The organism is Mesorhizobium sp. M0239 (assembly GCF_040321815.1).
GTDB lineage: Bacteria > Pseudomonadota > Alphaproteobacteria > Rhizobiales > Rhizobiaceae > Mesorhizobium.
Map to the genome: position 1 here is coordinate 82247 of NZ_JAMYSG010000018.1, position 12180 is coordinate 94426.

General features: G+C 62.7%; 12 protein-coding genes. 6 read left to right on the forward strand and 6 right to left on the reverse strand.

Annotated features, from left to right (window positions below; translation table 11 throughout):
* Positions 1-88 precede the first annotated feature (88 nt).
* The 6 genes from NKI99_RS19825 to cyoA all read right to left on the reverse strand — a co-directional run bounded on the left by NKI99_RS19825 (position 89) and on the right by cyoA (position 6542).
* A complete protein-coding gene (locus NKI99_RS19825; protein WP_352611738.1) occupies positions 89-1273 on the reverse strand; it encodes an amino acid aminotransferase in 1185 nt (394 codons plus the stop codon).
* A gap of 258 nt (positions 1274-1531) precedes the next feature.
* Entirely contained in the window at positions 1532-2239 is a 708-nt protein-coding gene (locus NKI99_RS19830) for an SURF1 family protein (protein WP_352611760.1), read from the reverse strand.
* Positions 2240-2335: 96 nt separating this feature from the next.
* A complete protein-coding gene (gene cyoD, locus NKI99_RS19835; protein ID WP_352611739.1) occupies positions 2336-2716 on the reverse strand; it encodes a cytochrome o ubiquinol oxidase subunit IV in 381 nt (126 codons plus the stop codon).
* Positions 2713-3339, reverse strand: a complete 627-nt coding sequence (gene cyoC / locus NKI99_RS19840) for a cytochrome o ubiquinol oxidase subunit III (protein WP_127270912.1) — start codon at positions 3337-3339, stop codon at positions 2713-2715. Before cyoC ends, cyoD begins: the two co-directional genes overlap by 4 nt.
* A gap of 5 nt (positions 3340-3344) precedes the next feature.
* Positions 3345-5357, reverse strand: coding sequence for a cytochrome o ubiquinol oxidase subunit I (gene cyoB, locus NKI99_RS19845; RefSeq protein WP_352611740.1), 2013 nt, complete (start codon positions 5355-5357; stop codon positions 3345-3347).
* 15 nt (positions 5358-5372) lie between these two features.
* A complete protein-coding gene (gene cyoA / locus NKI99_RS19850) occupies positions 5373-6542 on the reverse strand; it encodes a ubiquinol oxidase subunit II (protein WP_023812017.1) in 1170 nt (389 codons plus the stop codon).
* Positions 6543-6708: 166 nt separating this feature from the next.
* On the opposite strand from cyoA, the gene NKI99_RS19855 reads away from it, so the two are divergent.
* From NKI99_RS19855 to NKI99_RS19880, 6 genes are all read left to right on the forward strand, one after another.
* A complete protein-coding gene (locus NKI99_RS19855; protein ID WP_023812016.1) occupies positions 6709-8022 on the forward strand; it encodes an MFS transporter in 1314 nt (437 codons plus the stop codon).
* A gap of 38 nt (positions 8023-8060) precedes the next feature.
* A complete protein-coding gene (locus tag NKI99_RS19860) occupies positions 8061-9341 on the forward strand; it encodes an ATP-binding protein (protein WP_031213491.1) in 1281 nt (426 codons plus the stop codon).
* Positions 9331-9864 carry a response regulator transcription factor gene (locus tag NKI99_RS19865; protein ID WP_023812014.1) on the forward strand — a complete coding sequence of 178 codons (534 nt, stop codon included), beginning with the start codon at positions 9331-9333 and terminating at the stop codon, positions 9862-9864. The genes NKI99_RS19860 and NKI99_RS19865 overlap by 11 nt, the downstream gene beginning before the upstream one ends.
* A 251-nt stretch (positions 9865-10115) precedes the next feature.
* Positions 10116-10631, forward strand: coding sequence for a sigma-70 family RNA polymerase sigma factor (locus tag NKI99_RS19870; RefSeq protein WP_245273246.1), 516 nt, complete (start codon positions 10116-10118; stop codon positions 10629-10631).
* Positions 10628-11419 (forward strand): anti-sigma factor family protein, encoded by a 792-nt coding sequence (locus NKI99_RS19875; protein ID WP_128304461.1) that lies wholly within the window; start codon positions 10628-10630, stop codon positions 11417-11419. The genes NKI99_RS19870 and NKI99_RS19875 overlap by 4 nt, the downstream gene beginning before the upstream one ends.
* Positions 11420-11442: 23 nt before the next feature.
* Positions 11443-12159, forward strand: a complete 717-nt coding sequence (locus NKI99_RS19880) for a Bax inhibitor-1/YccA family protein (protein WP_023812012.1) — start codon at positions 11443-11445, stop codon at positions 12157-12159.
* Positions 12160-12180: the final 21 nt, after the last annotated feature.

Below are 12180 nucleotides of genomic sequence, written 5' to 3' on the forward strand. Positions count from 1 at the left end.
AAAACAGTCTATCGGATGCTATCCCGCGACCGGCCGCGCGGCCAACGCTGTCAGCCGGCGCGGAAGCCTTGTCCACAGATGAGCCGCGTCAATCAAGAACCGAAACGATCGCCTTGGCGAGTTCGTCCATGCCGTCCTCGGGCAGGCCGGCGACATTGATGCGGCTGTCGCCGACCATGTAGACGCCGTGCTCGGCACGCAGCCGCTCGACCTGCGCTTCCGTGAGGCCAAGGCGGGAGAACATGCCGCGATGGCTGGCGACGAAGTCGAAGCGGTCGGAATTGGACTGCCGGCGCAACGCTTCGGCGAATTGCACCCGAAGCCTGAGCATGCGCAGCCGCATCTCTTCGAGCTCGGCTTCCCAGTCGGCGCGCAAGGTGGCGTCTTCGAGCACGATGCGCACGGCCGCCGCACCATGGTCCGGCGGCATCGAATACATGGCGCGCGCCGCCGACAGCATCTGGCTCATCGCCACATCCGCCTGTGCGCCGTCCCTGGCCAGGATCATCGCCGCGCCGACGCGGTCGCGGTAGACGGCGAAATTCTTCGAGCAGCTCGACGCCACCACCATCTCCGGAACTTTCGCCGCCAGCAGGCGCAAGCCGAGGGCATCGGCCTCAAGGCCATCGCCAAAGCCCTGATAGGCGATGTCGACAAACGGCAGCAGCTCGCGCTCGACGACCAGATCGGTAACGGCTGCCCACTGTGCCGCATCCAGATTGGCGCCGGTCGGGTTGTGGCAGCAGCCATGCAGCAACACGACGTCGCCGCTCTTTGCCGTCCGCAACGCGGCCAGCATGTCGTCGAAACGAACGGCGCCCGAGGCCGCATCGAAATAGGGATATTCACGGATCTGCAGGCCGGCGGCGCGCATCACCGGCATGTGGTTCGGCCAGGTCGGATCCGATAGCCAGATGGTTGCATCCGAGCGCGTCCGCTTCAGCAGTTCCGCCACCAGCCGCAGCGCGCCGGAACCGCCGGGCGCCTGTGCGGCGCGGATGCGCGTCATGTCGGCGCCTGGACCGAAGGCGAGCTTGGCCATCACTGTGTTGAAGCCGGTATCGCCGGCAAGGCCGAGATAGGTCTTGGTGTCCTGACCCTCCAAGAGCCGCTTTTCGGCTTCGCGCACGGCGCGCATGACCGGCGTCTTGCCGTCGCGATCCTTGTAGACGCCGACGCCGAGGTCGACCTTGTCGGGGCGCGGATCGGCGCGATAAAGGCCGATCAGGGCCAGGATCTTGTCGGCGGGGGCGGGCTGCAGGGCTTCAAACATCGATACGGCTCCAATGGCGGCGGAGTGATACGCAAATCGGTCACGTTTCGCCAGCGGTTTTAGCTGGGTGATCCAGCCCTAGACGGGGGTGCCGGGAAGCCTGCTCTGCACGCTCCTGTGATGTGGACGGGGTTTGATGCGGAACCCATTGATGCGCGTGGGAAAATGACCAGCCGGCATTAACAGCGCCACCACGCCATCGTCCGCGTCGGCATGAGCGCTTCTGTGCGCAAATTTCGGCTTTGCCACGGCCAGTGGTCAGCCCCCACCGTGCCTGTCTTTCACAGCCTGCCGCAACAGATAGGCGACCGCGCTCAGCACCATCAAGGCCAGCCCGAACCATGTCAGGGCATAGGCCAGATGGTTGTTGTGGAACGAAACCACCGTCAAGCCGCCGACCGGCCACCCTCCCGGATTGGGCGTGGCATCGGCATCGATGAAATAAGGAGCGACCTGCCCGAGGCCTTGCGTCGTGGCGATCGCCTGCACATCGCGCGAATACCAGCGGTTGGCGGCCGGATCGTTGTTACGCAGGAAGCCGCCTTTCGGTTCGCTGATGCGCAACAGGCCGTGAATTCCGGTGTGATCGCCCGAGGGCTTGCCTGCGAGGCGGGTTGCCGGATCGCGCTTGTCCGTCGGCACGAAGCCCCTGTTCACCAGAATCGTGAAGCCATCATCCGCTCGGAACGGCGACATTACCCAGAAGCCCCCGCCGAGATCGGTGACCGCCTGGACCAGGGTCTCGCGATCACCGAGAAACCGGCCCGTGACGGCAAGCTGGCGATACTCGCCATCCCTGGCGTTGATCGCTGGCCAGGCCGAAGGCGCCGGGGCGGCCACAGGTACTGCCTTGAGACGCTGGTCGACACGCTCGATCAGGTCGAGTTTCCAGACGCGGCGCTCCAGCTGCCAGACACCAAGCGCCGAAAAGCCGGTGATGCCGATGGCCCCGCAAAGGCAAAGCACCAACAGCGTCCATGGTGAACGCGTAACCCTTTGGCCGTCGCCTGTATTCGAATGCGGTATCGTCCGTGCCTGTTCGTCCAAAGCCAGGTCCCTCTCTCAGGGTATCTGACTCATGTCATGGCCGGGCATCATGTTGACGTTCAGATGGTACATGACCCAGAGTGAGCCCGTCAGCGCGATCACCACCAGGATGAGGGTGAAGATCAGGGCCATCATGGTCCAGCCGCTCTCCGACCTGGTGTTCATATGCAGAAAGAACACCATGTGGACGATGATTTGCACGACGGCGAAGGCCATGATGGCAATCGCCGACGCCATCTGATTGCCGAGCGCGTTGGTCATGACCAGCCAGAAGGGAATGGCGGTCAGCACGACGGACAGGCCGAAGCCTGTCAGATAGCCGCGCAGCGAGCCGTGATCGACGCCGTGATGCGCGTGGCTCTGGTCGCTGGTGTCTGTTTGGTGCCCGGCGCTCATCGCAACATTCCCATCAGATAAACGAAGGTGAAGACGCCGATCCAGATGACGTCGAGGAAGTGCCAGAACATGCTCAGGCACATCAGGCGCCGCTGGTTCGCGGCGATCAGCCCGTGCCTGGAGACCTGCACCATCAGCACCACCAGCCAGACCAGGCCGAAGGTGACGTGCAGGCCGTGCGTTCCGACCAGCGTGAAGAACGACGACAGGAAGCCGCTGCGCTGCGGCGTCGCCCCCTCGTGGATGAAATGGGCGAATTCGTAGAGTTCGATGCTGAGAAAGGCGAGGCCGAACAGGCCAGTGATCACCAGCCACACCTGCATGGGCTTCACCCTTCCCTTCGCCATCTCCAGCATCGCGAAGCCGTAAGTGATGGAGGACAGGAGCAGCATGGTGGTGTTGAGCGCGACCAGCGGAAGATCGAACAGGTCCTTCGGCGCGGGTCCGGCCGCGTAATTGCCACCGAGCACGCCGTAGACCGCGAACAGCATCGCGAAGATGAGGCAGTCGCTCATCAGATAGATCCAGAAGCCGAGCATGGTGCTGCTGCCGCTCTCGGCATGGCCGTGGTCGTCTTCCAGGTGGAAGACCGTGTCGTCGATCACCGTGTCGGCGTGTGCCATGGTGCTTATCCCGCCTGGCTGGTGGCTGCGAGCAGGCGTGTCCGCTCGTCCTCGACGCGGGTGACGTCACTGGACGGAATGTGGAAGTCCCGGTCGTAGTTGAAAGTATGCGCGATGGCGTAGCCGATCAGGGCGACGAAGCTGACGATCGCCAGCCACCAAATGTACCAGATGAGCGCCATGGCAAGCACCACGCTCAACCCGGCCAGGATGACGCCGGCTCCGGTGTTGCGCGGCATGTGGATGTCACGGAAGCCCGTCAGAGGGCGCTGGTAGCCGCGCTTCTTCATGTCCGCCCAGGTGTCGAGATCATGGACGACCGGGGTGAAGGCGAAATTGTAGGCCGGCGGCGGCGAGGACGTCGCCCATTCGAGCGTACGCCCGTCCCACGGATCGCCGGTATCGTCGCGAAGCTGCTCGCGCCGGCGCACGCTGACGAAGATCTGGATGAGGAAGGACAGGATGCCAAGCAGGATCAGGAAGGCGCCGAAGGCGGCGATGATGAACCAGATCTGCAGCGAGGGATCCTCAAAGGTGCGCAGCCGGCGCGTTACGCCCATCAAGCCGAGGATGTAGAGCGGCATGAAGGCGAACCAGAAGCCGACCACCCAGAACCAGAACGACATGTTTCCCCAGAACGGATCAAGCCGGAATCCGAATGCCTTGGGGAACCAGTAGCTGATGCCGGCAAACAGGCCGAACAGCACGCCGCCGATGATGACGTTGTGGAAATGCGCGACCAGGAACAGGCTGTTGTGGAGCACGAAGTCGGCTGGCGGAACCGCGAGCAGCACGCCGGTCATGCCGCCGACCACGAAGGTCAGCATGAAGGCGACCGTCCACATCATCGGCAGTTCGAAGCGGATGCGGCCGCGGTACATGGTGAACAACCAGTTGAATATCTTGGCGCCTGTCGGGATCGAAATGATCATCGTTGTGATGCCGAAGAACGAGTTGACGCTCGCTCCCGATCCCATGGTGAAGAAGTGATGCAGCCAGACCAGGTAGGACAGGATGGTGATGACGATGGTTGCATAGACCATCGATGTGTAGCCGAAGAGCCGCTTGCCGCAGAAGGCCGAGGTCACTTCGGAAAATATGCCGAAGGCCGGCAGGATCAGGATGTAGACCTCGGGGTGGCCCCAGATCCAGATCAGGTTCACGTACATCATCGGATTGCCGCCGAAGTCGTTCGTGAAGAAGTTGGTGCCGACATAACGGTCGAGAGCCAGCAGGGCCAGCACCGCCGTCAGCACCGGGAAGGCGGCGACGATGAGCACATTGGTGCAGAGCGCGGTCCAGGTGAAGATCGGCATTCTCATCATGGTCATGCCTGGCGCGCGCATCTTGACGATGGTGCAGACCAGGTTCACGCCCGACAGCAGCGTGCCGACGCCCGCCACTTGCAGGGCCCAGATATAATAATCGACACCGACATCGGGACTGTAGCCGATACCCGACAGCGGCGGATAGGCAAGCCAGCCGGTGCGGGCAAATTCGCCGACGAACAGCGACATCATGACGATGACCGCGCCGCCGACCGTCATCCAGAAGCTGAAATTGTTGAGGAACGGAAACGACACGTCGCGCGCGCCGATCTGCAGCGGGACGACGAAATTCATCAGGCCCGTCACCAGCGGCATCGCCACGAAGAAGATCATGATCACGCCGTGCGCGGTGAAGATCTGGTCGTAGTGATGCGAATTGAGGTAGCCTTCCGAACCGCCGAAGGCCATCGCCTGCTGGAGCCGCATCATGATGGCGTCGCTGAAGCCGCGCAGCAGCATGACGATGCCGAGCACCATGTACATCACACCGATGCGCTTGTGGTCGACGCTGGTGAACCATTCGCGCCACAGATAGCCCCAGAGCTTGAAATAGGTCAGCGCGCCGACGAGGGCGATGCCGCCCAGCGCGACGACTACGAAGGTCGCGACCACGATGGGTTCGTGCAGCGGCAGCGACTCGAGCGTGAGCCGGCCGAAGATCGCCTTGAGAAGAGCAGGATTGTCGAACATGTCTTGCGTGGCGCCTCAGGAGTTGAAGGGCGACCGAAGCGTGCCGGTTGCGGAAGGTGACGGCAGTCGGATCGACAGGGGCGGTGGCCGTTGCAGACCAGCGCCGACTATCGGCGTCGAGGTCATCGGCGTGACGGATTGATCGGCCTTCGAAGCCGCCAGTGCTTCTTCGGTCGTGCATATGCTGGCGACATAGGATGGGGCAGGGCCGAATATCGTGCCGCGCCGGGCGAACTTGTCATACAGCAGCGGCAGGGTGTTGCGGATGCCGGCCATTCCCAGACCGCCCTTGGCATCGATCTGCGACATCTCGCTCATGCACATCTTGCCGGGCTCGACGCACATGTTGAGGATCGCCTTGTAGAGATCGGCATCCACCGCCGCATAGTGGCGCACGGGTTGGTTCTCGCTGGGCTGTTCGAGCTCCAGATAGCCGTTTCGGTCGAGCTTGCCGCCGCCGTCCTTTGCCTTCGCGATCCATGCCTGGAAACCGGCATCGTCTAGGCCGTGGAACGCGAAGCGCATTCCCGAGAAGCCGGCGCCGCTGTAGTTGGCGGAGAACCCTTCATAGTCGCCGGACTTGTTTATGACGGCGTGCAGCCTGGTTTCCATACCCGGCATTGCATAGATCTGGCCGGCCAGTGCTGGAATGTAGAAGGAGTTCATCACCGATGCGGAGGTGATGCGAAAGCTGATCGGCCGGTCGACCGGCGCAGCCAGTTCGTTGACCATGGCGACCCCGTAGTCCGGATAGATGAACAGCCATTTCCAGTCGAGCGCGACGACTTCGACCTCAAGCGGGCGCACGTCCGGCGGCAGCGGCTTGCCGGCCGCTACACGTCCGATCGGACGATAGGGGTCGAGCAGATGGGTGCCCATCCAGGTCACTGCGCCCAGGCAGATGATGATCAGAAGCGGCACAGCCCAAATGACGAGTTCGAGGTGGGTCGAGTGGTCCCAATCCGGCTCGTAGCGCGCCTCGCGGTTGGACTGGCGGTATCGCCAGGCAAAGAATATGGTGAGAGCCATCACCGGTATGATGACGATCAGCATCAGTGCCGTGGACACCATCAGCAGGTCGCGCTGCTGCGCGGCAACGTCGCCGGCAGGGTTCATGACGACCATGCTGCAGGAGCCGAGCGATGCCAGCAGGGGCAGCAGGAAAAGGGTACGGAGACGGCTCAATGTTTGACCTGTCGGTTGTTCCCCCCAGTGCTAGCCGTACCGCGGCAATGAAGGCATTGGACAATTTGTCCAATGCCGCAATGACGCGGCAGGCGTCATCAAAGCACCTGGCCCGCGCACATGGCAAGCGATCGTATGAGACCGCGGCGGGGCGACGGAGAATGCTGTGAGCCCAACTTCGAAGATCGAAGCCGACGCAAGACGGATAAACGCGCGCCATCATGAGGTGAAGCCCGGCGAAATCGCCGTTGGCGTCATCATCGGCAGGACGTCGGAATTCTTCGACTTCTTCGTCTACGCGATCGCTTCCGTCATCGTTTTTCCGAAGCTCGTATTTCCTTATGCCGACCCGTTGACCGGCACGCTCTACTCCTTCGCCATCTTCGCGCTTGCCTTCATCGCGCGGCCGATCGGGACGGCGATCTTCACCGCGCTCGACCGCGCCTACGGCCGCAGCGCCAAGCTCACCATCGCACTGTTCCTGCTGGGGACCTCGACCGTGTCGATCGCCTTCGTGCCCGGTTACGACCAGATCGGCCCGGCTTCGGCCTGGCTGCTGGCCATGTTTCGGATCGGTCAGGGACTGGCGCTGGGCGGGACATGGGATGGACTTGCCTCGCTGCTGGCGTTGAATGCGCCCGAAAAGCGCCGCGGCTGGTATGCGATGATCCCGCAGCTGGGCGCACCACTCGGGCTCATCGTTGCCAGCGCCTTGTTTGCATATTTCGTCGGCAACCTGTCGGCCGAAGACTTCTTCAGCTGGGGTTGGCGCTATCCTTTCTTCGTCGCCTTCGCCATCAATGTCGTCGCCCTGTTCGCACGGCTGCGCATCGTGGTGACGCCGGAATACACCAAACTGTTCGAAGGCCAGGAACTGGAGCCGACTTCCGTCCGCGAGACATTGCGCGCCGAAGGGCGCACTGTCGTGCTCGGCGCCTTCGCGCCGCTGGCGAGCTTCGCCCTGTTCCACATGGTGACGGTGTTTCCTCTGTCCTGGATTTTCCTGTTCACGCGCGAGGGACCGGCCCGGTTCCTGGTCATCGAGACGATCGGAGCCTTCTTCGGCCTGGCGGCAATCGCGATCTCGGGCTTCGTCGCCGACCGGGTTGGGCGCTGGCCCTTGCTAGGAGGCTCGGCGGTGGCCATCGCCGTTTTCAGCGGTTTCGCGCCACAGCTGCTCGATGGCGGCTTCGTCGGAGAGTCCGTCTTCATGGTATTGGGCTTCGTCCTGCTCGGCCTGTCGTTCGGCCAGTCTTCAGGAGCACTCGCCTCGAACTTTTCAAAGACCTACCGCTATACAGGTGCTGCGCTGACCTCGGACCTCGCCTGGCTGTTCGGCGCCGGCTTCGCCCCCATAGTCGCCCTGTTCCTGTCCGCCCATTTCGGGCTGATCTCGTCAGGCGCCTATCTGTTGTCGGGAGCGCTGTGCACGTTGCTGGCGCTGAGGCTCAACCAGCGCCTGGATCGGACGCCCGCTTGAGTGACCTGCTTGGCCAGGGCTGGGGACCTCCCGGCCCAATGACTCTGCACGACAAGACCAACAAACAGAATTTCCTGCTTCTGATCCAACTGCGCTGGATCGCGGTCGGTGGTCAGATCGTGACGATCCTGTTCGTCCGCTACGCGCTTGGCATCGGCCTGCCGCTGGTGCCGATGGCGGTGGTGATCCTGCTGCTGATCGCTCTCAATGTCGCCAGCCTGCGCCGGCACAGCAGCCAGGACGCGATCACCAACACCGAGCTGTTTCTTGGGCTGCTGCTCGACGTCACCGCGTTGACGGTCCAGCTTTACCTGAGCGGCGGCGCGTCCAATCCCTTCATTTCGCTTTACCTGCTCCAGGTCATCCTGGGCGCGGTGCTGCTGGAGACATGGTCGGTCTGGGCCCTTGTTCTCATTGCAAGCACGTGCTTCATCGCGCTGACCACTTTCTACCGTGAGATCAGCCTGCCCGCCGCACACGGTGCCGGGCTGTTCAGCTTGCACATCCAAGGCATGTTCATCTGTTTCGTCCTGGCGGCAACGCTTCTGGTGCTGTTCATCACCAGGGTCCAGAACAACATTCGCACCCGCGACGCCCATCTTGCGGATTTGCGCCAGCAGTCGGCGGAGGAGGCTCACATCGTCAGGATGGGCCTGCTCGCCTCTGGCGCCGCGCATGAGCTCGGCACGCCGCTGGCCACGCTTTCGGTCATCCTCAACGACTGGCAGCGCATGCCGGCTCTCGAGGCCGATCCGGATCTGGCGCAGGAAATCCGGGAGATGCAGGGCCAGTTGGACCGTTGCAAGAAGATCGTTTCGGGAATCCTGATGTCGTCGGGCGAATTGCGCGGCGAAGGCACGGTTCGCACCTCCGTCGACACCTTCCTGGCGGAGCTGGTGGCCGAATGGAAATCGACACGGCTGCCGCAAGGTTTCGAATACACCAGGCGTTTCGGCGCCAACCAGGAGATCGTCTCCGATCCTGCGCTCAAACAGGTGATGTTCAATGTACTGGACAACGCACTTGAAGCGTCGCCTCTATGGGTCGGGTTGATCGTCAGCCGCCACGCGGACGATCTTATCGTCGAAGTTGTCGACGCGGGACCGGGATTTGAAGAAGCCATGCTTGCTGAATTCGGCAAGCCCTATACGTCGACCAAAAACCGGCCAGGTAGCGGGCTCGGCCTGTTTCTGGTCGTCAATGTCATCCGCAAGCTGGGGGGTAGCGTCACCGTAAGAAATAGAACCGAGGGGGGAGCTTCGGTTACGTTGCATCTGCCGCTGGCTGCTCTGTCTCCGCGAGGGCACAATGCCGACTAAACGCACGCTGTTGATCGTCGAGGACGACATCGCCTTTGCCAACGCACTGCGCCGGTCTTTCGAACGGCGTGACTACGAAACGCATAGCTGCCGGAGCGTCGACGGCGTGCATGCGCTGATCGGCACCGTTGCCTTCCAATATGCCGTCGTCGATCTCAAGCTTGCCAGCGGCTCGGGCCTGGAATGCGTCAGGGCGCTGCACGAGCACGATCCTGAAATGCGGATCGTCGTGTTGACCGGCTTTGCAAGCATCGCCACCGCTGTCGAGGCGATCAAGCTCGGCGCCTGCCAGTATCTTGCCAAGCCCGCCAACACCGACGACATTGAAGCCGCTTTCGGCCAGGTCGAGGGCAATGCTTCGGTGCCGCTCGCCGAGCGACCAACCTCGATAAAGAACCTCGAATGGGAGCGCATCCACGAAATGCTGGTGGAGGCCGACTTCAACATTTCCGAGACAGCACGACGGTTGGGCATGCACCGCCGGACGCTGGCGAGGAAGCTGGAGAAGAGGCGTGTGAAGTAGGCACGATCTACTGCATTCCAGTCGCCACATTGGGCCCACTGCCGCCATGCCTGCCGTCGATGCACCGATGGAAATCACCCGCACAACGATTCCGGGAGCTTGTATTTCTCGGCTTCATCATGCGGTTCCAGGGATAGCCGCTCGATGCTGCGAGGCGAGGGTAGAGGCGAACGATGTCCTCAAAGGGAAAAAATTGGCAGGGCAGGGATTAAAATCCCCACATGCTCCGTAAACAGGACATGAAACCGTCGATGCCACGCTTTGACATCCTAGGACAGCTCGGTTCGCTGCGTCGCTATGCGCGCTCGCTGACGCGCGACAGCACCGACGCCGAGGATCTTGTCCATGACGCGCTGGTGCGCGCCTATGAGCGGCGCAGCACGTTCCGCTCCGGCGGAAACCTGCGCGCGTGGCTGCTGTCGATCGTCCACAACACCTTCATCGACAAGATGCGGTCCCGCAAGTCCGAAGCGTCGCGCGTCGAACAGGCTGGATACCTGGCCGACGGCAGCACGCCGGCACCACAGGAACATTCGGTGCGCCTAGCGCAGGTGCGCGAGGCTTTTTTCAGCCTGCCGGAAGAACAGCGTTCAGCGCTGCACCTCGTCGCCATCGAAGGCCTCTCTTATCAACAGGCCGCCGATGCCAGCGGCGTGCCGCTCGGCACGCTGATGTCACGCATCGGCAGGGCGCGCGCCGCACTGCGCGAGATGGAGGAGCCGGCGAAGGCAAAAAACCATCTCAGGATCGTTGGAGGCCCGTCATGACCGCAACTGTCGATCCCGTGACCGATATCGACCTCGACGCCTATGTCGACGATCAGGTCGACGTCACCCGCCGCATCGAGGTCGAAGCATTCTTGTCCGCTCGCCCGGAGGCGGCGGCGCGCGTGATGTCGGATCTCAGGACCCGCGATGAACTGCGCGTGGCGCTTGCCGGTTCCGCAGGTTTGGCCGGCTCCAAAGGCATGGCGCGGTCCGCGACCGCCGATGCCGCGCGGCGGCTGGAGAGGGGGCTTGCCCGCGGCCGGCTCTTCGGCGTGTTGCAGCGCGCGGCGGCGGTCGCCGGCTTCGTCGCCGCCGGCTGGCTGGCAAACGGCATCATCGGGCCGATGTCGGTGACCAAGGTCGTCGCCTCGCCGCAGCCGCCCGCCTATGTCGACGAGGCGGTGCAGGCCCACAGGACGACGCTGGTGCGCGAGAGCATGCCATCGCAGCCGGAAGCGCCCAATTACAACGCCGGCGAAATCCGCGCCGCCACTGCGATCGTCATGCCGTCGCTGCCGACGGATTGGAGGGTGCGCGACGTGCAGATCTATCCGTCGCGCTTTGGGCCGAGCGTCGAGATGGCGGTCGAGACGAAAGACATGGGGCTGGTGTCGCTGTTTGCGATCCGGCCCGGAACCTTCGACGTCGTCAAGCCGACGATAGCGCCCTCGGGCGACATTTCGTCGGCCTATTTCCAGATCGGCGATGTCGCCTATGCGGTGGTCGGACGAAGCGAGGTTCACGACCTCGACCGCGCCGCCGAGACGCTTGCCAAGACGCTTTACTGATCGATCCACAAAGGAGAACGCAAATGAACACCCCCAATCTGGGATATCGCGTCGGCGCCGGCGCGCAAACCGGAGCCATCTTCGACGAGGGCCTGCGCCAGCATATGCTGCGCGTCTACAACTACATGGGCGTCGGCCTTGTGGTCACCGGCCTCGTCGCCTTCATGATCTCATCGACGCCGGCGCTCTACGTGCCGATCTTCTCCAGCCCGCTGAAATGGGTGGTGATGCTGGCGCCGCTCGCCTTCGTCATGTTGTTCTCGTTCAAAATGCAGACCATGTCGGCGGCGAGTGCCCAGGCGATGTTCTGGGCCTTCTGCGCGGTCATGGGCCTGTCGCTCGCCTCCGTGTTCCTGGTCTTCACCGGAACCAGCATCGCGCGCACCTTCTTCATCGCCGCCACCATGTTCGGCGCCACCAGTCTCTACGGCTACACGACAAAGCGCGACCTGACCCAGTTCTCGTCGTTCCTGATCATGGGCCTGATCGGCGTTGTGATCGCCAGCATCGTCAACATCTTCCTCGGCTCGACCGCGCTGCAGTTCGCCATCTCGGTGATCGGCATCGCCGTGTTCATCGGCCTGACCGCCTGGGATACGCAGACGATCAAAGAACAGTATGCCGAGAATTTCGACGCGGAATCGCGCCAGAAACTTGCCGTCTTCGGCGCCTTCTCGCTCTATCTGAACTTCATCAACATCTTCCAGCTGCTGCTGAATTTTACCGGCGAACGCGAATAACGACTATTCGCTGTGGGCAAG